Here is a 20417-nt window from a genome sequence, read left to right as displayed (position 1 = left end):
CGATTGTAGGTACAGTTGTTCACTGAGTTCCCAGCCTAGCGCGCACCATGACTTCCCAATGACAGAGAACAGTTGTTAACTGCATGGCATGAGTCACACCCTCAATGTCCGGCAGGCCCAGAAGCAGAAGACCCGGCGGGCGCTGCTGGACGCGGCGCTGGAGCTGCTCGAAGGGCAGAGCCTGAGCAGCCTGGGCCTGCGTGAGGTCACCCGCGCCGTCGGGGTCGCGCCGACCGCCTTCTACCGGCACTTCCGTTCCGTGGAGGACCTGGGGGTGGCGCTGGTCGAGGAGGCGCTGGGGAGCCTGCACCCGATGATCCGGACGATCGTGTCCGCCACGGGTGACGGCGAGGAACGGATCACGCGCGCGATCGAGCTGATCGCGGGGCATGTCGACGCGCATCCCGCGCATGTGCGGTTCATCGCCCGGGAGCGGCACGGTGGCGTGCGGTCGGTGCGCGAGGCGATACGGGAGCAGCTGGCGCTGTTCGCCGAGGAGGTGGCAGAGGCGCTGGCGGAGGATCCGGTGTCGGCGGGGTGGAGCGAGGAGGATCTGCTGATGCTGGCGCAGCTGTACGTGGATCAGATGCTGGTGACCGCTTCGCTGTTCCTGGAGGTGCCGGAGGGGGCGGCGGAGGCGGGGACGCGGGAGCGGGTGTTCCGGGTGGCGGCTCGGCGCCTGCGGTTGATCGGCATCGGGCGGGAGCACTGGCTGGAGGGGGTGGGTGGGGGCGTCTGAGGGGTTTTCTCGCCCCCGCCGCCCCTACCCGTCCCGTACCGGGGGCGCTGCCCCCGGGCCCCCGCTCCTCAAACGCCGGAGGGGCTGACTTCGGGCTGGGGGCCAGAGGCGGTCAGAGGCGGGCTCGGGCCAGTTGGCGGGACTGGGCGACCAGGCGGTCGGCGCTGTCCCAGACCTCGGCGTCCTCCTCCAGGAAGCCGCCGGCCAGGTTGCGTGTGGTGACCGAGACGCGCAGCGGGCCGGGGGCCGGGCGGCAGCGGACGTGGGCGGTCAGCTCCACCGTGGGAACCCAGCCGGACAGGCCCAGCTCGAAGGCGGTCGGGGGCAGCGCATCCACCGCGAGCAGCAGCGCGAACGGGTCGGGGTCCCGTCCGTCGGCGAGGCCGAACCAGGCCCGCATCTCCCCCTTGCCGGACGGCTGCCCGAGCGCCCACCCGAGGGTCGACGGGTCGAGCTTGAGCATCAGGCGCTCGGTGATCGCGGAGCTGCCGTCGACCGGGGCGGGACCGTCCTCCGGGCCGAAGCACTGCTCCATCGGCGGTATCGCGGGCGGCTTGGCGGTCGTACGGACGTCGTCGGGAAGGGAGTCCAGGTCGCCGTAGGAGGCGAGGACGCGGATGCGCTCCACCTCCTGGCCGTCCTCGTCGGGCTGGAACAGCGACGCCTGGCCGGTCGACAGGGTCCGTCCGGTGCGCACGGTCTCGGTGCGCACGACCGCCGGGCCCGGCTGCGAGGCGGTCAGATAGTGCGCGGAGATGGTGAACGGGTCGGAGTGCGGCAGTGCGTCCGCGAGCGCGCGGCCCAGGACGGCCAGGAGATACCCGCCGTTGACGGCGTTGATGATCGTCCAGCCGGCGGAGAGGTCGATGTCGTAGACGCCGGGCTCGCGCGGGGTGACCGCGGTGTCGCGGTCGAACTCGGCGGCGCCGATGGTGGCCCGGGTGGACGGGGCGGAGGCTGCTTCTGGCATGGCTGAACAGTACAAGACGATAATACTAAGCGGTAGCTTTGTTGTTACGGCCCGCTGAACTACTCCTCCCGGACCGTCGAACGGCGGTGCCAGGCGCGGGGAGCCCGCCAGTGGTAGCGCATCGCGAGCAGCCGCAGCGCGAAGGCCGTGACCACGGCGACGCCGCTGGTCGCCGGGTTCAGCAGGTCGTAGCGGATGCACAGCGCGGTCATCGCGGCGCCGACGATGGCGGGGACGGCGTAGAGGTCGCGGTCCCAGCGCAGCAGCGAGGGCACCTCGTTGGCGAGCACGTCACGCAGCACACCGCCGCCGACCGCGGTGGCCAGGCCCAGACAGGCGGAGGCGGTCAGGCCGAGTCCGTAGTCGTACGCCTTGGTCGTGCCGACGACGCAGAAGAGGCCGAGGCCGGCCGCGTCGAAGACGTTGACGCCGGTCTGGATGCGCTCCACGTGCGGGTGGAGGAAGAACACCAGGACGGTGGCGAGCAGGGGGGTGACGAAGTACCCCAGGTCGGTGAAGGCGGCGGGCGGTACGGCGCCGATGACCAGGTCGCGGAAGAGCCCTCCGCCGAGGGCGGTGACCTCGGCGAGCACGGCCATCCCGAAGACGTCGAAGTTCTTGCGGACCGCCAGCAGGGCGCCGGAGATCGCGAAGACGAAGATGCCGATCAGGTCGAGCGTGTGCAGGACGGACGGACTGAACAGTTGCTGAAGCACCCTTACATTCTGACTCAGCAAGAACCCCTCGCCTTGCAAACCAAGGCGAGGGGTGGTGTGAGCTTGCTGTCCCTGATCCCGCGGGGCGGGGTCAGGGACTCCGGGGAGGACCCGCCGGCCGCTGTCGGCTAGCCGGCCTTGTCGGCCTTCTCGGCCGCCTCGGCGGGCTTCGCGTCGTCGGCCTTCGGGGCGGGCTCGGCGTCGTCGGACTTCTCCGCGCCGTCCGCCTCCGCGCCGTCCGCCTTGTCCGTCTTCTCCGCCTTGCCGTCGCTGTCGGACTTCTCGGCGGGCTCGGCGGCGGGCTCGGAGCCCTCCGCCGCGGCCTCGGCCGGCTCCGGCGTGGTCTCCCGTTCCGGGGAGGCCGCCTGCTGCGGGACCGCCGGGGTCGCGGAGTCGTCGGGCGTCGGGTTGTCGTCCACGCCGTCGCGGGTCGCCGAGACGACCTCGCCCGCGGTCCGCTTCAGCGTCCCGGCCGCGATCTCGTCGGCGAAGTGGCAGGCCACCCGGTGGCCGCCGCCGACGTCCCGCAGTTCCGGCCGCTCGGTCGCGCACCGCTCGGCCTGGGCCCAGGGGCAGCGCGTGTGGAAGCGGCAGCCGGCGGGCGGGTTGGCCGGGGAGGGCAGGTCGCCGGTGAGCAGGATGCGCTCGCGCTTGTCCTCCACCTCCGGGTCCGGCACCGGCACCGCCGACATCAGGGCCTTGGTGTACGGGTGCTTCGGCTCGGCGTAGAGCGCGTCGCTCTGCGCCTCCTCGACCAGCGAGCCCAGGTACATCACGCCGATCGTGTCGGAGATGTGCCGGACCACCGCGAGGTCGTGGGCGATCACCACGTAGGTCAGGCCGAGCTCCTCCTGGAGCTCGTCCAGCAGGTTGATGACCTGGGCCTGGACCGACACGTCGAGCGCGGAGACCGGCTCGTCGCAGATGATCACGTCCGGTTCGAGGACCAGCGCGCGGGCGATGCCGATGCGCTGGCGCTGGCCGCCGGAGAACTCGTGCGGGTAGCGGGCGAGCGCGTTGGAGGGCAGGCCGACCTTCTCCAGGATCGACTTGATCTTCTCCCGGCGCTCCTCCTGGTCCTTGCCGATGCCGTGGGCGACCATGCCCTCGGACAGGATGGACTCGATGTTCTGCCGGGGGTTGAGCGAGCCCAGCGGGTCCTGGAAGACCATCTGGAGCCGGCGCCGGAAGCGGCGCATCTCCTCGCCCGGCAGCTTCGCCAGGTCGGTGCCGTCGAGGACGACGGAACCCTCGGTGATGTCCACCAGCCGCAGCACGGACCGCCCGAGGGTGGTCTTGCCGCAGCCGGACTCGCCGACCAGGCCGTAGGTCTCGCCGGCCTCGACCTTCAGCGACACCCCGTCCACGGCGTAGACGTGACCGACCGTGCGGTCGACGAAGATGCCCTTCTTGATGGGGAAGTGGACCTTGACGCCGTCCAGTTCGAGCAGGCTCATGCGGTGACCTCCTCGGCCTTCGCGTCGTCGAGTACGGGGTTGACGCACCGCACCTGGTGGCCGGCCGCACGCGGCTCGGTGAGCTGCGGGGTGCCGGTCAGGCAGCCCATCTCGTACCGGTCGCAGCGGGGCGCGAAGGCGCAGCCGTCGGCCCAGGCGATGCGGTCGTTGATGGAGCCCCGGATGGGGGTGAGGGGTTCGCCCCGGGGAGCGTCCAGACGCGGGATGGAGCCCAGCAGTCCGTGCGCGTAGGGGTGGGTCGGGTGCCCGAACAGCTCGCGGCGCCCGGCGGACTCCACGGTCTTGCCCGCGTAGAGCACGTTGACCTGGTCGCAGAGGCCGGCGACCACGCCGAGGTCGTGGGTGATCATCAGCAGGGCGGTGCCCTCCTGGTCCACGAGCTCCTTGAGCAGTTCAAGGATCTGGGCCTGGATGGTCACGTCGAGGGCCGTGGTCGGCTCGTCGGCGATGAGCATGCGCGGGGCGCAGGCCACCGCCATGGCGATCAGCGCGCGCTGGCGCATACCGCCGGAGAGCTGGTGCGGGTACTCCTTGAGCCGCCGGGTCGGGTCGGGGATGCCGACCCGGTCCAGCAGGTGGGCGGCCTCCTTGCGGGCGGCCTCGCCCTTCAGTCCGCGGTGGCGCTCCAGGATCTCGATGACCTGCACGCCGATCGGCACGACCGGGTTGAGCGAGGACAGCGGGTCCTGGAAGATCATCGCCATCTCGCTGCCGCGCAGGTCGCGGCGGGCGGAGGCGTTCATCGTGAACAGGTCCGTGCCGTCGAACTCGGCACGGCCGCCGATGGTGACGCCCTTGCTCGGGAGCAGGCCCATCAGGGCCAGGGAGGTGACGGACTTTCCGCAGCCGGACTCGCCGACCAGGCCCACGACCTGGCCCTGGTCGACCTCGAAGGAGACGCCGTCGACCGCCCGGGACTCCTTGCGGCCGCGGCCGCCGAAGGTGATGGTCAGTTCGTCGACAGTGAGCAGAGACATGGTGGTTCAGCCCCTCAGCTTCGGGTCGAGGGCTTCCCGCATGGCCTCGCCGAGGAGGGTGAAGCCGAGGGCGGTGATGATGATGCCGACGGCGGGGTAGACCGCCATCATCGGCGCGTTGTCGAAGAACCGCTGCGCCTGGGTGAGCATGACGCCCCACTCCGGGATGGCCGGGTCGGGGTTGCCGAGGCCCAGGTAGGACAGCGCGGCCGCCTCGATGATCGCGGTGGCCAGGGAGAGCGTGGCCTGCACGATCACCGGGCTGAGCGAGTTGGGGATGATCTGCGAGAGGACGATGCGCCGCTTGCGCACACCGAGGGACCGGGCGGCGAGCACGTACTCCGCGCTGCCCTGGGCCAGCATGGAGCCGCGCAGCAGCCGGGCGAACACCGGGATCTGGACGACACCCACGGCGATCATCACGGTGGTCAGCGACTGCCCCATGACCGCGGCGATGGACACCGCCAGCAGCAGCGAGGGCATCGCCAGCATGATGTCGATGAAGCGCATGATGACGGAGTCGATCCGCTTGCCGGTGTCGCCGCCGAGGGTGGCGAAGGCGCCGGCGAGACCGCCGATCACGAAGCCGATGATCAGACCGATCAGCGTGGCGACGACGCCGACGAGCAGCGTCTGGCGGGCGCCGACCAGCATGCGGGAGAACATGTCCCGGCCGAGGTGGTCGAGGCCGAACCAGTTCTCGCCGCGCATCCCGATGAACTCGCCGCGGTTGGGGAAGACCTCGTTGCGCCAGGTCTGGGCGGTCGGCGAGAACGGGGCGATGTAGGGCCCGACGATCGCGAGGACGACGAACAGGGCGATGACGATCGCGCCGATGATCGCCATCTTGCTGCGCTTGAGGCGCCGGAACGCCTCCCGCCAGAGGCTGGCGCCGGTGCTGGTCTCCTTGGTGGCGGCCAGTTCCGCGAGACGCTGGATCTTGTCGGTCTTGGTGGCGACACTCATGTCAGTGCACCCGCACTCTCGGGTCGATGAGGCTGTACGCCAGGTCCACCAACAAGTTGATCAGGACGTATATCAGCGCGATGAACATGATGAACCCGACGAGCACGGGGTAGTCGCGGCCGTCGATCGCTGTCCGGATGAAGGAGCCGATGCCGCCGAAGGAGAACACGGACTCGGTCAGGACCGCGCCGGACAGCAGGGAGCCGGTGAGCAGGCCGACCGCGGTCACCACGGGGAGCATCGCGTTGCGCAGCACGTGCCGGCCCCGGATGACGCTCCGCTTGAGGCCCTTGGCCTCGGCGGTGCGGACGTAGTCCTCGTCCTGCACTTCGAGAACGCTGGCGCGGGTCATGCGCACGATGACGGCGAGCGGGATGGAGGCCAGGGCGACCGAGGGCAGGATCAGATGCATGATCGCGTCCCAGGAGGCGTCGAGTTCCCCGGTGAGGACGCCGTCCAGGACGGCGAAGCCGGTCACGTCGGTGGCGTTGATGCCGGTGTCCTGGCGCCCGAAGGCGGGGAAGATGCCGAGGTTGACGGCGAAGATCTGCTTCAGGAGCAGAGCCAGGAAGAAGACCGGAATGCAGATGCCGACGAGCGAGCCGGAGACCGACGTGACGTCGAGCCAGCCACCGCGGTTGCGGGCCGCGAAGTAGCCGAGCGGGACGCCGACGACCACGGCGATGAGGATCGCGAGCAGGGACAGTTCCACGGTCGCGGGGAAGCGCAGGACGAACTCGTCCCACACCGGCTGCCCGGTCTGGGTGGAGGTGCCCAGGTCGAGTTCGGCGATGCGCTTCAGGAAACGCCAGTACTGGACGTAGACGGGCTGGTCCAGCCCGAGCGCGCGGTTGATCCGCACCACTTCGGCCTCGGTGGCCTTCTCCCCCAGGATCGCTGAGGCGGGTCCACCGGGCAGACGGTCGAGCCACAGGAAGAGCAGAACCGACAGGCCGAGCAGCGTGGGTATGAGCTGGAGCAGTCTTCGTACGACGAGACGCAGCACCCCGCATGCCCCTTTCTTGCGTGGTTTCTTACATGAATGGACCCGCCCGGTCGCCGAGTTGCGACGACCGGGCGGACCCCCCGTTTTGGTGTTCTACCGCTGTTCGCCTACTTGAAGGACGTCTCGGAGAAGACTTCCTGCGTCAGCGGGGAGACGTTCGGCGGGTTCACGTTCTTGGCGAAGGCGATGGCCGGCGGGGAGGACGAGATCGGGACACCCGGGAGGTAGTCCATGATGACCTCGTTGGCCTTCTCGTACGCGGCGGTGCGCTCCTCGGCCTTGCCCATCTCCGAGCCGGCGTTCACGGCGTCGAAGACCTTCTTGTCCTTGAAGCCCCACTGCTTGTCGTACCCGGCGAACCAGGTGCCGATGAAGTTGTAGCCGTCGTTGAAGTCACCGGTCCAGCCGAGCATGTGCAGGGCGCAGGAGCCCGCCTCGGTGGCGTCGATGTAGTCCGGGGCCCACTTCATGGCCTTCGGCTTGACCTTGATGCCGGCCTTCTCCAGGTCGGCCTTCATCAGCTCGAACAGGTCCTGCGGGGCAGGCATGTACGGGCGGGTGACCTCGGTCGGGTAGCAGAACTCGATCTCGAGCTTCTCCTCACCGGCCTTCTTGAGGAGGTCCTTCGAGGCGGCGGTGTCGTACGGGTACTTCTCGACGTTCTTGGAGTAGCCCGCGATGGTGTCCGGCATGAACTGGTCGGCGACCTTGCCGCCCTCGGGCAGCTGGGTCTTGACCAGGTTCTCCTTGTCGATCGCCTGCGCGATCGCCTGGCGGACGTCCTTCTTCTTGAGCGCCTTGTTGGCGCCCTGGCTCATGCCCACGTAGAAGAGGTTGAAGACGCCACGGGTCGGGACGACGTAGCCCTGGTCCTCGAGGGTCTTGACGTCGGCCGGAGCGACGAGGTCGTAGCCGTCGATGTCACCGGCCTGGAGCGCCTGGCGGCGGCCCTCTTCGGTGTCGATGGTGCGGAAGACCAGGTTCTTGATCTTGGCCTTGTCGCCCCAGTAGTCGTCGAAGCGGGTCAGGCTGACTTCCTTGTTGCCCTTGTTCCACTTCGTGATCTTGTACGGGCCGGTACCGGCGACCGTGCCGGCCTCCTGGCTGTACTTGGGGTACGTGATGGCGTCGCCCTTGGCGGTCGCCTCTTCCTTCTCGTACGCCTTGAGGGCCTTCGGCGAGTGGATCGCAAGGGCCTGCAGGGAGAAGCCGCCGGGGAGGTTCGCGGAGGGCTTCTTGACCTCGATGACGGCGGTGTTGTCGTCCTTCGCGGTGCAGGACTTGTAGTTCGCCTCGGGCGTCTCCTTGTCCTCGTTCTTCGCGAAGCCGCCCATGATGGTCTGCCAGTAGTACGAGACCGCGCTGGACTGGTAGGTGCCCTTCCAGTTGAACCAGTGGTCGTAGTTGGCACAGACCGCCGCGGCGTTGAACGCCTCGCCGTCGTGGAACTTCACGCCCTTGCGGAGGTTGAAGGTCCAGACGGTACCCTCGTCGTTGCTCGACCAGGTCTCGGCGAGACCGCCGACCAGCTTGGTGCCGCCCGACTCGTGCTCGAGCAGGGCCTCGAACGCCTGGCGCGTCACACGGAAGGTTTCACCGTCGCTCGCGAGGGCAGGGTCCAGAGAACCCGGGTCACCTGCACCGGCGAAGACGAAGGTGTCCTTCTTGCCGCCGCTGCCTTCGTTGTCAGCGTCCCGTTCACTGGAGCAGCCCGTAGCGATCAGACCGACCGCCACCGCGGCCGTGATCGCCCGAGCGCCTCGGGACTTGAATATGCGCATACTGGGGCCACTCCGGGTCCGCTATGTGGATGCATCTTGACCGGCCGAACACTACAGACGTTCTCAGTCGGTCAGGAACAGTCCGGATAGCGGTGATACCTACCTGAGATCTGAACAGTTGACATAAGGGACGGTTCAGGCATCCTCCCGCCGGGATTTAACCCTCCGGACACAATCGGCACCCTCCCAACGACCCGCCGGGTGACGTCGGATGACGTGAAGAACGGGTGAAACCGCAGGTGACAGGCGGTCAACGGGTGATCGCTGAGCGCGCATGGCCGAAAATCTGACGTGAAATCAGCGTCGGTCGGCGAGGGGCGCGGACGGCGGGCGGGCGCCGCGGGTCGGCGTCCGCTGTCCACCTGGTGGACAGTGACGCCTCGTCAGACGGGACGGAAGGGCCCGGTCAGCCCCGCTGCGCGGGCGGGTAGCCGTAGGCGGACGCGGGAGGCGGCACGGCGCCGTGCGCCTCGCGGTCGTAGAAGGGGCGGCCGTTGGCGCGCAGCCACATCGCGACCGGGTCGTGCTCGTCGGACATGGCGACGGTCGACACCGGCAGCCCGTCCGGGACCGCACCGAGGGACTGCTGCATCATCGCCCGTACGGCGTCCACGGCCGGCGGGGAGGTGTCGTACACGTCCAGGCCGATGGCGAGGTAGGGGGCGCCCAGGGCGGGCTGCACCCAGGCGCGGCGCAGCGCGCGGACGGCCGGGGTGCGGTGCGCGTTCTGCGCGAGGAGGGCGTAGAACTGAGGGATCTCGATGGCCGGTTCGGACAGCCGCAGCGGTCCGGCGGGCCGGCGGTCCAGGCCGCCGGCGATGCGGCGCAGGTCCAGCCAGGGGATGCCGACGCCGCCGCCGGGCGCGTGCGGGTTCAGCCAGAGACCGTAGTGGTCGGGGTAGAGGGCGCGGGCCACCTCGAGGCCGTCGACCACCTCGTACGACCGGTTCCAGCCGCTGGCGGAGAGCTCCTGGGCGGAGGTCACGCAGGGGGCGTAACCGAGGCCGTCGACCTCCATGTTCCCGTACTGGGCGTCCGGGGAGCCGGCCTGGCCGTTCCAGAGCAGCATCCAGATCTGGCCGGACGAGGGGGTCGCGAGCGCGCGCAGCAACGCCTCGTACGCGTCGTAACGCCCGGGCGTCACCTGGCGCAGCATGTGCTCGACCTGTCCGGCCGCCGCGGTGCCAGCGCTCACTTGTATCGCCCCTCCGTACCTCGCCAGCGGATGAACCTAGCTTAAGCCGACGCGGTGCGGCGGTCTGCCTTGCGGCGACCGGCCGCCGTTGCCCCCGCCGGGGGGCGCGAGAGGTCCGGCGGGTGCGGGTCGGTTGTGGCTTGTCGCGCCCGCGCGGCGGAGCCGCATATCGGTACGGCCCCGCGCCCCTGAGGGGGTTTCTGTCGCGCTCGTGTCGTGTCGTGACCGCCGCGGAGGCCCCCACCGGGGGCGCGAGTGGGGAAGCGGGTGCGGGTGCGTCGGGGCTTGTCGCGCAGTTCCCCGCGCCCCTAGGGGGGTCTCCGAGTGGAGCCGTGTATCGGTGTGGCCCCGCGCCCCTCCGGGGGGGGTTACGGCTGGCGTTGGTAGAAGGGGGGGACCTTGGTGCGGAGCCAGTCGCCGACGGGGTCCTGGGCTATGTCCAGGACGATGAGGTTGACCGGCCAGGGGGCGGGGGTGCGGCCGAGGGCACGGGAGAGGGCGTCCAGGGGGAGGGTGCGGGCGTCGCCCTCCCATTCGGAGAGTTCCACGCCGACGAAGAGGACCGGCTCGGCCGTCTCGATCGCGGCGAGGCAGCGCCGGGCGGTGGTCACCACGCCGATGTCCGCGAACTCCGCCGAGGCCGCCGCGAGGAAGTCCACCGGGTCCTGCTGCCAGTCGGGTTCGAACAGCCGGACCCGGCCGCCGCCCGCCGGGCCGTCCAGCATGGTGCGGCCGGCCCGGCACAGTTCGGCCACGGCCGCCGGCGGCAGCGGGATGCCGACCACTCCGCCGGGGTTCACCACGATGCCGGCCTGCGGCGGCAGACCGCGGGCGAACTCCACGGCGGGCGCGATCGTGTACGACATGTGGGCGCCGACGACCTGGCGGAACTGCTCCTCGGAGGTGAAGACGGGGACGAAGGCCTGGCCGTCGAGCTCCATCGTGGGCAGGTCCAGCGGACCGCTGTGCGGACCTCCGCCGTTGGGCAGCGGGACCCAGACGAAGCTGCGGCCCAGCACCTCGACGATCCGGCCGCCCGCCGAGGGGACGCCGAGGGAGGCGGAGAGCACCTCCTCCAGTTCGTTGCCGGGCCATCCACCGTGCGGATGGGGGTGTGCCTGCGCGGGGAAGTCCGCCGGGAAGTCCATCTGCCTACCGCCTGCTGCCTGTGACCACTGACCACTCACCACTAACCACTGCTGTGGCTGGAAAGGCTATCCGGTCAGCCCGTGAAGCCGATCCGGCGCAGGGCGTCCGCCGCCTCCCGGTCGATGAGGACCGCCGATCCGCAGCCCGCCGGCAGTCCGCCGCGCTCCACCGCGTGCAGCAGCCGGTCGCTCGCCGCGCGGTGGCGCAGGAACGCGTACCGGGAGACCCCGCGTCCGCGTGCCCGCTGGCCGGCCAGGGCCTGTTGCGGGGTGACGTCCAGCAGCAGCAGATGCAGGCTCGCGTCCCGGCGGCGCGCCTCGCGGGCCAGCCAGCGGCGCACCCAGGCCTGCGTGCCGCAGTCGTGCACCACGACCGGTCCGCCGGAGCGCAGGGTGCGGCGCAGCCCGGCGTAGTGGGCGAGGCGGACCAGCGGGCGGTAGACCGCGTACGGCAGCAGGCGCGGCATCCGGCCGTCCCAGCGGTCGCGGGTGTCCTGGGAGTCGACGCGGGCGCCGCGCACCGCGCGCCGCATCAGCGTGGACTTGCCGCTGCCGGGCAGGCCGGTGACCACGACGAGGTCGCGGGGCCCGAAGAGCAGGGCGCGCGGGCTGCGGCCGTCCCGCGCGCGCAGATCGCGGACGACGGGCGCCGGCAGCGCGCCGCGGGCCTCCCTGGCCTGAGCGGCCGGTTGCTGAGGCAGCGCGACGCCCGTGGTGGTGGCGCACGCCGTGGTCCTGTTCACCGTGATCGTCCTCCCCTGGGGCCAGGTACGGATACCGATCCCCGCCGAGTGTAAAGAGAAGGTAATGCCGGGGTCTCGCGATTCCGTCCGTTTCCTGAAACAGGCCTGTCACAGCCCCCTGTGACCGTGCCCGTACCTCCCGTGCACCCCCTGAGAAGGGTCCCCCTGCCGCACCCGGACAATGCGTGCAATGATGTGCGCGCCAACTGCATACCGGCCGTTTGAATCCGCGCGGGAGAGTCCCCGGCACCTGTTGCCGCCGGGGCGCCGAAGGAGCAAGTCCCTCCCTTGAATCTCTCAGGCCCCGTTACCGCGCGGGCGAGGCACATCTGAAAAGCGGGCCGCCGAAGGCACGGGCAGTGCTCCGGCGGCTCCACCCAAGGTGCAAGCCAGGACCGTCCCCTGCGTGGGCAGTCATGGCGAACCTCTCAGGTTCCGATGACAGATGGGGAGGAATTGTCCTCGCCATCCCCCACGCCCGAGTGAACCCGAGTGAACTCGCGCGGGAGGGACCCCCATCGCCTCTGGGAGACCGACCGATGAGCAGCACCGAACCCCGTCGGACCGCGCTCGATGCACTGCATCGCGCGCTCGGCGCGACGATGACCGACTTCGCCGGCTGGGACATGCCCCTGCGCTACGGCTCCGAGCGCGACGAGCACAACGCCGTGCGCACCAGGGCCGGCCTGTTCGACCTCTCGCACATGGGCGAGATCGCCGTCACCGGCCCTCAGGCCGCCTCGCTCCTCGACCACGCCCTGGTCGGCAACATCGGCAGCGTCAAGCCGGGCCGCGCCCGCTACACCATGATCTGCCGCGAGGACGGCGGCATCCTGGACGACCTGATCGTCTACCGGCTGGGCGACACCGAGTACCTGGTGGTCGCCAACGCCTCCAACGCCCAGGTGGTGCTGGACGCCCTGCGGGAGCGCGCGGCCGGCTTCGACGCCGAGGTCCGCGACGACCGCGACGCCTACGCGCTGCTCGCCGTGCAGGGCCCCGAGTCCCCGGCGATCCTGAAGAGCCTCACCGACGCCGACCTGGACGGCCTGAAGTACTACGCCGGCCTGCCCGGCACCGTCGCCGGCGTCCCCGCGCTGATCGCCCGTACGGGATACACCGGCGAGGACGGCTTCGAGCTGTTCGTGAAGCCGGAGCACGCGGTGGAGCTGTGGCAGGCGCTGACCAAGGCGGGCGAGGGCGCCGGGCTGGTCCCCTGCGGGCTGTCCTGCCGGGACACCCTCCGCCTGGAGGCGGGCATGCCGCTGTACGGCAACGAGCTGAGCACCTCGCTCACGCCCTTCGACGCCGGTCTCGGCCGGGTGGTGAAGTTCGAGAAGGAGGGCGACTTCGTGGGCCGTGCGGCGCTCGCCGAGGCCGCCGAGCGCGCCGCCTCCGAGCCCCCGCGGGTCCTGGTCGGCCTGGTCGCCGAGGGCCGCCGGATCCCGCGCTCCGGGTACGCGGTCGTGGCCGGCGGCGAGGTGATCGGCGAGGTCACCTCCGGCGCCCCCTCCCCCACCCTGGGCAAGCCGATCGCGATGGCGTACGTCGACGCGGCGCACGCGGCGCCGGGCACCGAGGGCGTCGGCGTGGACATCCGCGGCAGCCACGAACCGTACGAGGTCGTGGCGCTGCCGTTCTACAAGCGGCAGAAGTGACACCGTCGGAAGACGGCTTCCCGCGCTCGTGAGGTGAGCACGTCGTGCCTGCTCACGGACGCCGCACGCAGTCCCCTCAGTCATCCGCCATCCCCCCGTACAGGAGAATTCAGGCCATGAGCAACCCCACGCAGCTGCGTTACAGCAAGGAGCACGAGTGGCTGTCGGCCGCCGAGGACGGCGTGTCGACGGTCGGCATCACGGAGCACGCCGCCAACGCGCTCGGCGACGTGGTCTTCGTCCAGCTTCCCGAGGTCGGTGACGGCGTGACCGCGGGCGAGACCTGCGGCGAGCTGGAGTCCACCAAGTCGGTCAGCGACCTGTACTGCCCGGTCACCGGCGAGGTCACCGAGATCAACGAGGACGTCGTGAACGACCCGTCGCTGGTGAACTCGGCCCCCTTCGAGGGCGGCTGGCTGTTCAAGGTGCGGATCACCGACGAGCCGGCCGACCTGCTGACCGCCGCCGAGTACGACGCCCACATCGCGGGCTGAGGAGCCGTAGCCGCATGTCGCTTCTGAACACTCCCCTGCACGAGCTTGACCCGGCGGTGGCCGCCGCGGTCGACGCCGAACTGCACCGCCAGCAGTCCACCCTCGAGATGATCGCCTCGGAGAACTTCGCCCCGGTCGCGGTCATGGAGGCCCAGGGCTCGGTCCTCACCAACAAGTACGCCGAGGGCTACCCCGGCCGCCGCTACTACGGCGGCTGCGAGCACGTCGACGTGATCGAGCAGATCGCCATCGACCGGGTCAAGGAACTCTTCGGCGCCGAGCACGCCAACGTCCAGCCGCACTCGGGCGCGCAGGCCAACGCGGCCGCGATGTTCGCCCTGCTCAAGCCCGGTGACACGATCATGGGCCTGAACCTCGCGCACGGCGGGCACCTGACCCACGGCATGAAGATCAACTTCTCCGGCAAGCTCTACAACGTGGTCGCGTACCACGTCGGCGACGACGGCCAGGTCGACATGGCCGAGGTCGAGCGGCTCGCCAAGGAGAACAAGCCGAAGCTGATCGTGGCCGGCTGGTCGGCGTACCCGCGTCAGCTGGACTTCGCCGCGTTCCGCCGGATCGCGGACGAGGTCGGCGCGTACCTCATGGTCGACATGGCGCACTTCGCCGGTCTGGTCGCCGCGGGCCTGCACCCGAACCCGGTCCCGCACGCCCACGTGGTGACGACGACCACCCACAAGACCCTCGGCGGCCCGCGCGGCGGTGTGATCCTCTCCACGGCCGAGCTGGCCAAGAAGATCAACTCCGCGGTCTTCCCCGGTCAGCAGGGCGGTCCGCTGGAGCACGTGGTCGCCGCCAAGGCGGTCGCGTTCAAGGTCTGCGCCTCCGAGGAGTTCAAGGAGCGTCAGCGCCGCACCCTGGAGGGCGCGCGCATCCTGGCCGAGCGCCTGGTGCGGGACGACGTCAGGGCCGTGGGCGTGGACGTGCTGTCCGGCGGCACGGACGTGCACCTCGTCCTGGTGGACCTGCGGAACTCCGAGCTGGACGGCCAGCAGGCCGAGGACCGGCTGCACGAGGTCGGCATCACGGTCAACCGCAACGCGATCCCGAACGACCCCCGCCCGCCGATGGTCACCTCGGGTCTGCGCATCGGCACGCCCGCCCTGGCCACCCGCGGCTTCACCGCCGAGGACTTCACCGAGGTCGCGGACGTGATCGCCGAGACGCTGAAGCCGTCCTACGACGCCGAGGCGCTCCGGGCCCGGGTGACGGCGCTCGCCGAGAAGCACCCGCTCTATCCCGGTCTGTAGTCGTTCCGTACGCTTTCACGCGTACGGACATCAGGGGCATCGCGCACACTGGGTCAGTGGGCGCGGTGCCCCGCACCATGCACCCCGCATAAACGTTCCGCCGTCTTCGTACCACCTCTTCCCCGGTGGACAGCGCCGTCCGCCGAACCCTTAGGAGTCCTCCCGTGGCCATCTCGGTCTTCGATCTCTTCTCGATCGGCATCGGCCCGTCCAGCTCGCACACGGTCGGCCCGATGCGGGCCGCCCGCATGTTCGCCCGGCGGCTGCGCAACGAGGACCTGCTGGACTCGGTCGCCTCGGTCCGGGCGGAGCTGTACGGCTCGCTCGGCGCCACCGGCCACGGCCACGGCACGCCCAAGGCGGTGCTGCTCGGCCTGGAGGGGGACTCGCCACGGACGGTGGACGTGGAGTCGGCCGACGAGCGGGTGGAGAAGATCAAGGAGGGCGGCCTGATCCGCCTCCTCGGCGAGCACGAGATCGCGTTCTCCTTCGACGACGACATGGTGCTGCACCGCCGCAAGGCCCTCCCCTACCACGCCAACGGCATGACCCTCTGGGCGTTCGACGCCTCCGGCGCGGAGCTGCTGACCAAGACGTACTACTCGGTGGGCGGCGGCTTCGTCGTCGACGAGGACGCGGTGGGCGCGGACCGCATCGTGCTGGACGACACGGTCCTGAAGTACCCCTTCCGCACCGGCGACGAGCTGCTGCGCCTCACCCGGGAGACCGGCCTGTCCATCTCCGCCCTGATGCTGGAGAACGAGCGGGCCTGGCGGACCGAGGAGGAGATCCGCGAGGGCCTGCTGGAGATCTGGCGCGTGATGCGGGCCTGCGTCGACCGGGGCATGTCCCGCGAGGGCATCCTGCCGGGCGGTCTGAAGGTGCGCCGCCGCGCCGCGAACACCGCGCGCAAGCTGCGCTCCGAGGGCGACCCGGGGGCCCTGGCCATGGAGTGGATCACCCTCTACGCGATGGCCGTGAACGAGGAGAACGCGGCCGGCGGCCGGGTCGTCACGGCCCCCACGAACGGCGCCGCGGGCATCATCCCGGCGGTCCTGCACTACTACGTGAACTTCGTGCCCGGCGCCGACGAGGAGGGCGTGGTCCGCTTCCTGCTGGCGGCCGGCGCGATCGGCATGCTGTTCAAGGAGAACGCCTCCATCTCCGGCGCCGAGGTCGGCTGCCAGGGCGAGGTCGGCTCCGCCTGCTCGATGGCGGCGGGCGCCCTCGCGGAGGTGCTGGGCGGCAGCCCGGAGCAGGTGGAGAACGCGGCCGAGATCGGCATGGAGCACAACCTCGGCCTGACCTGCGACCCGGTCGGCGGCCTGGTCCAGATCCCGTGCATCGAGCGCAACGGCATGGCCGCGGTGAAGGCGGTCACGGCGGCCCGGATGGCGATGCGCGGCGACGGCTCCCACAAGGTGTCCCTGGACAAGGTCATCAAGACGATGAAGGAGACCGGCGCGGACATGTCGGTCAAGTACAAGGAGACGGCGCGGGGCGGGCTCGCGGTGAACATCATCGAGTGCTAGGCGGATGCGCCCTGACCAGCGCGTTCGTATCTTTCAGCGCTGTCAGGGCCCTCCCTGCCTACGCGGCGGGAAGTCTCTGGAACCTCCCCGGGACAGACGTGAAAGTCCCAGGGGTATCCCCCTGGAAGAGGCTGTTGAACTGCGGGTCCGCGGCACGTGATCAACGCCGAATGCGCCGCTCACCCACCAGCTGATGCATTAAATCGATCCCCCATCCTCGCCCAAGGGGTATCATTCGATACATGAACGATGCGGGAAACCCGCGCTTGGAGCAGCGGCTGGCCGGCCTCTCCCCCACATTCACGACGGCGCAGGCGCGACGAGCCCTGCTCTCCCCTCGCGATCTGGCGCACTTGGTCACGGAGGGGGATATAGACGAACTGTCCCGCGGGGTGTACCGGCGGGCAGACGCCCCGGAAACGGCGCACGCGGATTTGCTGGCCGTGTGCGCACGGGCCCCTCGCGCCGTCGTGTGCGGTGAATCCGCCCTGGCCCTGCATGAACTGATCGACGACATCCCCGCAGCAGTACACATCGCCGTGCCGCGCGGTTCACGCCGCCCGACGATTTCTTACCCGCCGACCGTGGTGGCGCAGTACGCCGCTAGGACCTTCGAGCTCGGTATCGAACGGTTCGAAGCAGCTCCGGGAGAGACCATCCCCATGTACAACGCGGCCCGCAGCGTCGTCGACGCGATGCGCCACCGCAGCCGCCTCGGCGAGACCCTCGCCCTGTCCGCGCTCGGCCGCTACCTGCGCCGAAGCGGACGCGGTGGGGTTGGCGAACTCCAGCACATCGCACGCGAGCTGGACGCCCTCTCCGTCGTCCGCCCCGCCGTGGAGGCGGTGCTCGCCTGATGGCCAACCCCACCCGCGACACCACCGCCGGCCGCGTCTACAACGACCTGCGCAACCTGGCGCGCCGCAACAGCCGGTCCACGGACGAGGTCATGGTCGAGTACGTCCTCGAACGGTTCCTCTACCGCCTGGCCTCATCACCCCTGGGCCGGGAGCACTTCGTCCTCAAAGGTGGCCTGCTGCTCGCCCAGTTCGGCGCACGTCGAATGACCCGGGACATCGACATCCTCGGTCGATCTTTCCCAGGCACAGAAACAGAGATCATCCACAGAATCGCGGCCATCGCCGCCACCGAGAGCGACGACGGCGTCGTGTTCGATCCCACGACACTCAAGACCGTCCCTATTCGTGAGGAGGACGAGTACCACGGTCTACGCCTGTCGATGGCTGCCTCCATCGCCCGGGCCCTGCTCAAGCTCCAATTGGACGTCAGCTTCGGCGACCCCGTCACGCCCGGCCCCCGGCTCATCGACTACCCACAACAGCTCGAGGAGGCAAGCTTTCAGATCTTCGGCTATCCACTGACCACTGTCATCGCCGAGAAACTCTCCACCGCCGTCTCACTCGGCGACCTCAACACCCGCGACCGCGACTACGGCGATCTCTACCGCTTGATGACCCTGAACGATCTGGACGGCCAGGAACTCACCGCAGCACTGACCGCCACCGCCACACACCGCGGCATCACCCTGAAAGCCCTCAGCACCACCATCACCGACCTCGGCGAACGCCGCCAGACCTCCTACACCGCCTGGCGCCGCCGACAAGGCCCCGCCGCAACCAGCTACCCCGAACGCTTCACCGACGTCGTCCGACAGGTCACCGTATTCGCGGATCCGGTCCTCAACGGCGACGCCGCCACACGCGCATGGAATGCGGCGACTCTCACATGGTCATGAACCAGGCCTGGCCAACCGACCGGGTCTCAGAGGGTCGGAACCGCAGAGCATGCGGCCCTGGCGTCCGCGTGGTCAAGGTCTGACGCAGCGCGATACCGAACCGGCTGCGCCGCTCAGCTCGTTGCCGCGAGCACAGTAATCGACCGCATCTGCCGCTACTGCATCCCGGTCCCTATTCACACTCCGCTCATCTGAGTGCGTGAGTTACATTAGCCCGCCGAATGCTCACCCTTCTCGGCAGAGTTAAGGGGTCACACGCTCGCGCCGGCGCTCCGTCGCAGGGCTCGTCCGATCCGGCTGACCGCGGTGGTGGGTTTCAGTCCGCGTTCGATGCGCAGGAGGAAGCTGACCGGAGAGGCTGCGAGTGCTGCGTCGCGCTGCCTCCGGGCTCCGCCCAGGATGCCCACGGCTGTCGCGCCGACGCCGGCCACGATGCCCGCCGCGCTACCCGCCACCGTGCCGCCGACCGTGCCGAACAGCCCGCTCGCCAGGGCCGCCGAAGTGGGTGTGTCGAACGTGGTGCTGACGGAGGTGGTGATCGTCTGGAGGCCGACGCCCTTCATGGCCTCGCGCAGCTTCACCAACTCGACTTCGAAGTCCTTGTGCACCGCCTGCCGCACGTAAAGGTCCAGTGCCTGCCGGCTGCGGATGCCGGCCAGTTCCTCGCGCAGGTCCGCCGTCGTCCGGGCGATGGCGTCCATGTAGGCGAAGAACTCCGGCTCGTACTTCTTGCGGAGTTCCACGATCTTCTCGGCGGGCACCCCGGCAAGTCGTGCGGGGAGCACGCACCGCACCGACAGCACCCCGACCCGCCCTGCCAGGTCGCCGGTTCCGACCGGGGCCGGGGCACCGCCCAGGAGGACCGCCGCCATCCGCTCGGCGTCCCAGGGGTCGATGGCCGTGTGGGCGGCCTCCTGGTCGGTGACGGGGAGGAAGGCGGTGCGGCCCGCGAGTTCGGCGGTCAGCGCGCACTTGTAGACCCAGGCAAGTGCCGGGTCCATCCCCACCCACGCGTGGTGCGCGTCATGGCTGACCGCGTTGCGCACCCGCCGCACCGCCAGTCCGGTACCGAACAGGGTGTCCCTAAGTTCCGGCGACATCTCCCCCGGGTACAGGCCCGCCAACGGCCTCCCCCTGGGCGAGAAGAAGCGCTCTCTGTTGCCCACGGGTGCCGGTGTGCCGGGCGGCGAGGGCTCGGCATTCACCACGTCCATGGCGTCCGGTCCGCCGGTGCCGTGGACACCGAAGCGGCTCCGCACCTCCTCACCGCGCTCGTCCACGAGTCGCAGCAGGTGCCGTGACGCCGCCTCGACGGCGTCGGCGGGGTCGATGTTCTGGATGAAGTCGAGGTCGTCCCGCAGGACACGGACGTGGTCCGGGTCCGATACGTGGAAGCCTTCGGGCACCACGCGGGCCACCCCCGGTAAGTACAGCGCGGCGGCTTTGATCCACGCCGGATCACGGAAGTGGACGTACGGGTAGTACAGGCCGGTGCGCTGCACGAACACGCTCCTTCGCGGAAGTCCCCGAGCCCTGCGGGCCGTCACCCGGTGATGCTAGGGGGTCCGGGGGGGCGTCCGGTCGTGTTCCGCCCGCGATCGTCTCCCCGAGCTGATCGGGCTCCAGCACGCTGCCCGCGGGGCGGGCCGGGTTGACGTAGAGCGCGTGGCCGGGGGCCGGCAGGGCCAGCACCGCCACCTCGGCGGTGGCCAGGGCGCGCAGGCCGTCCTCGGGCGGTCCGTAACCGGTGACGGCGAGCTGGAGAGCGGCGTCGAAGTCGTCGGTGGGCTCGGGCCAGCCGAGCGATTCCGGGGAGGGAGGGTACGCCTCGTTGTCCTCCCACTCTCGATCTCGCCGGTCGCCCCCGTGCACCAGTGGCCGACCACGACCCTGTGGAGCGGCACGCCCTCGCCGTCCCAGCCGGGGTCGATCACGCTGATCCAGTGGTCGGCGCGAGCCGTGCGGCCTCGACGATGTCGTCGGGGGG

The 20417-nt window shown here is 70.1% G+C and carries 18 protein-coding genes and 2 riboswitches; of the genes, 7 read left to right on the top strand and 11 right to left on the bottom strand.

Annotated elements, in window-relative coordinates; genetic code table 11:
* The first annotated feature begins 88 nt into the window (after positions 1-88).
* Positions 89-739 (top strand): TetR family transcriptional regulator, encoded by a 651-nt coding sequence (locus CNQ36_RS25185; RefSeq protein WP_121547633.1) that lies wholly within the window; start codon positions 89-91, stop codon positions 737-739.
* Between the two features lie 112 nt (positions 740-851).
* Here the strand turns inward: CNQ36_RS25185 and CNQ36_RS25180 are convergent, their stop codons facing one another.
* From CNQ36_RS25180 to CNQ36_RS25135, 10 genes are all read right to left on the bottom strand, one after another.
* Positions 852-1709 carry a thioesterase family protein gene (locus CNQ36_RS25180; RefSeq protein ID WP_121547632.1) on the bottom strand — a complete coding sequence of 286 codons (858 nt, stop codon included), beginning with the start codon at positions 1707-1709 and terminating at the stop codon, positions 852-854.
* 59 nt (positions 1710-1768) lie between these two features.
* On the bottom strand, positions 1769-2425 hold the full coding sequence (locus CNQ36_RS25175; protein ID WP_121547631.1) for a trimeric intracellular cation channel family protein: 657 nt from the start codon (positions 2423-2425) through the stop codon (positions 1769-1771).
* Positions 2426-2553: 128 nt separating this feature from the next.
* A complete protein-coding gene (locus tag CNQ36_RS25170) occupies positions 2554-3882 on the bottom strand; it encodes an oligopeptide/dipeptide ABC transporter ATP-binding protein (RefSeq protein WP_121547630.1) in 1329 nt (442 codons plus the stop codon).
* Complete coding sequence (locus CNQ36_RS25165; RefSeq protein WP_004925168.1) at positions 3879-4880, bottom strand: ABC transporter ATP-binding protein; 1002 nt, start codon at positions 4878-4880, stop codon at positions 3879-3881. Before CNQ36_RS25165 ends, CNQ36_RS25170 begins: the two co-directional genes overlap by 4 nt.
* A 6-nt stretch (positions 4881-4886) precedes the next feature.
* Positions 4887-5846 carry an ABC transporter permease gene (locus CNQ36_RS25160; protein ID WP_004925170.1) on the bottom strand — a complete coding sequence of 320 codons (960 nt, stop codon included), beginning with the start codon at positions 5844-5846 and terminating at the stop codon, positions 4887-4889.
* A 1-nt stretch (position 5847) separates the two neighbouring features.
* Positions 5848-6852, bottom strand: coding sequence for an ABC transporter permease (locus tag CNQ36_RS25155; RefSeq protein WP_004925172.1), 1005 nt, complete (start codon positions 6850-6852; stop codon positions 5848-5850).
* A 107-nt stretch (positions 6853-6959) separates the two neighbouring features.
* Positions 6960-8633, bottom strand: a complete 1674-nt coding sequence (locus CNQ36_RS25150) for an ABC transporter substrate-binding protein (protein WP_121547629.1) — start codon at positions 8631-8633, stop codon at positions 6960-6962.
* A gap of 406 nt (positions 8634-9039) precedes the next feature.
* Positions 9040-9828, bottom strand: a complete 789-nt coding sequence (locus CNQ36_RS25145) for an enhanced serine sensitivity protein SseB C-terminal domain-containing protein (protein WP_228313071.1) — start codon at positions 9826-9828, stop codon at positions 9040-9042.
* Between the two features lie 368 nt (positions 9829-10196).
* Positions 10197-10976 carry an enhanced serine sensitivity protein SseB gene (locus CNQ36_RS25140; protein ID WP_004925181.1) on the bottom strand — a complete coding sequence of 260 codons (780 nt, stop codon included), beginning with the start codon at positions 10974-10976 and terminating at the stop codon, positions 10197-10199.
* A gap of 74 nt (positions 10977-11050) precedes the next feature.
* Positions 11051-11719 (bottom strand): AAA family ATPase, encoded by a 669-nt coding sequence (locus CNQ36_RS25135; protein ID WP_004925184.1) that lies wholly within the window; start codon positions 11717-11719, stop codon positions 11051-11053.
* Between the two features lie 222 nt (positions 11720-11941).
* Positions 11942-12042: riboswitch (glycine riboswitch) on the top strand.
* Positions 12043-12174, top strand: a riboswitch (glycine riboswitch).
* Between the two features lie 84 nt (positions 12175-12258).
* On the opposite strand from CNQ36_RS25135, the gene gcvT reads away from it, so the two are divergent.
* The 6 genes from gcvT (at position 12259) to CNQ36_RS25105 (ending at position 18430) form a co-directional block, all read left to right on the top strand.
* Positions 12259-13377 (top strand): glycine cleavage system aminomethyltransferase GcvT, encoded by a 1119-nt coding sequence (gcvT, locus tag CNQ36_RS25130; RefSeq protein ID WP_121547628.1) that lies wholly within the window; start codon positions 12259-12261, stop codon positions 13375-13377.
* A 116-nt stretch (positions 13378-13493) separates the two neighbouring features.
* Positions 13494-13871 carry a glycine cleavage system protein GcvH gene (gcvH, locus tag CNQ36_RS25125; RefSeq protein ID WP_004925188.1) on the top strand — a complete coding sequence of 126 codons (378 nt, stop codon included), beginning with the start codon at positions 13494-13496 and terminating at the stop codon, positions 13869-13871.
* 14 nt (positions 13872-13885) lie between these two features.
* On the top strand, positions 13886-15142 hold the full coding sequence (gene glyA / locus CNQ36_RS25120; RefSeq protein ID WP_004925190.1) for a serine hydroxymethyltransferase: 1257 nt from the start codon (positions 13886-13888) through the stop codon (positions 15140-15142).
* A gap of 164 nt (positions 15143-15306) precedes the next feature.
* Positions 15307-16674 (top strand): L-serine ammonia-lyase, encoded by a 1368-nt coding sequence (locus CNQ36_RS25115; protein ID WP_121547627.1) that lies wholly within the window; start codon positions 15307-15309, stop codon positions 16672-16674.
* A gap of 242 nt (positions 16675-16916) precedes the next feature.
* Complete coding sequence (locus CNQ36_RS25110) at positions 16917-17531, top strand: type IV toxin-antitoxin system AbiEi family antitoxin domain-containing protein (protein WP_121547626.1); 615 nt, start codon at positions 16917-16919, stop codon at positions 17529-17531.
* The gene (locus CNQ36_RS25105; protein ID WP_121547625.1) at positions 17531-18430 is read left to right on the top strand and encodes a nucleotidyl transferase AbiEii/AbiGii toxin family protein; all 900 of its coding nucleotides are present in this window, start codon (positions 17531-17533) and stop codon (positions 18428-18430) included. Before CNQ36_RS25110 ends, CNQ36_RS25105 begins: the two co-directional genes overlap by 1 nt.
* A 251-nt stretch (positions 18431-18681) precedes the next feature.
* On the opposite strand, the gene CNQ36_RS25100 is transcribed toward CNQ36_RS25105, so the two are convergent.
* Positions 18682-19932 (bottom strand): DUF6236 family protein, encoded by a 1251-nt coding sequence (locus tag CNQ36_RS25100; protein ID WP_228313070.1) that lies wholly within the window; start codon positions 19930-19932, stop codon positions 18682-18684.
* Positions 19933-20417: the final 485 nt, after the last annotated feature.

The organism is Streptomyces fungicidicus (assembly GCF_003665435.1).
GTDB lineage: Bacteria > Actinomycetota > Actinomycetes > Streptomycetales > Streptomycetaceae > Streptomyces > Streptomyces fungicidicus.
Note: the sequence above shows the minus strand (reverse complement) of the source record. Positions and strands in the feature narration are given on the sequence as shown.

What these genes read in the sequence shown, in the direction of transcription:
- CNQ36_RS25185 (WP_121547633.1), top strand. Translation starts at nt 89, where the DNA reads ATGAGTCACACCCTCAATGTCCGGCAGGCCCAGAAGCAGAAGACCCGG.
- CNQ36_RS25180 (WP_121547632.1), bottom strand. Translation starts at nt 1,709, where the DNA reads ATGCCAGAAGCAGCCTCCGCCCCGTCCACCCGGGCCACCATCGGCGCC.
- CNQ36_RS25170 (WP_121547630.1), bottom strand. Translation starts at nt 3,882, where the DNA reads ATGAGCCTGCTCGAACTGGACGGCGTCAAGGTCCACTTCCCCATCAAG.
- CNQ36_RS25165 (WP_004925168.1), bottom strand. Translation starts at nt 4,880, where the DNA reads ATGTCTCTGCTCACTGTCGACGAACTGACCATCACCTTCGGCGGCCGC.
- CNQ36_RS25160 (WP_004925170.1), bottom strand. Translation starts at nt 5,846, where the DNA reads ATGAGTGTCGCCACCAAGACCGACAAGATCCAGCGTCTCGCGGAACTG.
- CNQ36_RS25150 (WP_121547629.1), bottom strand. Translation starts at nt 8,633, where the DNA reads ATGCGCATATTCAAGTCCCGAGGCGCTCGGGCGATCACGGCCGCGGTG.
- CNQ36_RS25140 (WP_004925181.1), bottom strand. Translation starts at nt 10,976, where the DNA reads ATGGACTTCCCGGCGGACTTCCCCGCGCAGGCACACCCCCATCCGCAC.
- gcvT (WP_121547628.1), top strand. Translation starts at nt 12,259, where the DNA reads ATGAGCAGCACCGAACCCCGTCGGACCGCGCTCGATGCACTGCATCGC.
- gcvH (WP_004925188.1), top strand. Translation starts at nt 13,494, where the DNA reads ATGAGCAACCCCACGCAGCTGCGTTACAGCAAGGAGCACGAGTGGCTG.
- glyA (WP_004925190.1), top strand. Translation starts at nt 13,886, where the DNA reads ATGTCGCTTCTGAACACTCCCCTGCACGAGCTTGACCCGGCGGTGGCC.
- CNQ36_RS25110 (WP_121547626.1), top strand. Translation starts at nt 16,917, where the DNA reads ATGAACGATGCGGGAAACCCGCGCTTGGAGCAGCGGCTGGCCGGCCTC.
- CNQ36_RS25105 (WP_121547625.1), top strand. Translation starts at nt 17,531, where the DNA reads ATGGCCAACCCCACCCGCGACACCACCGCCGGCCGCGTCTACAACGAC.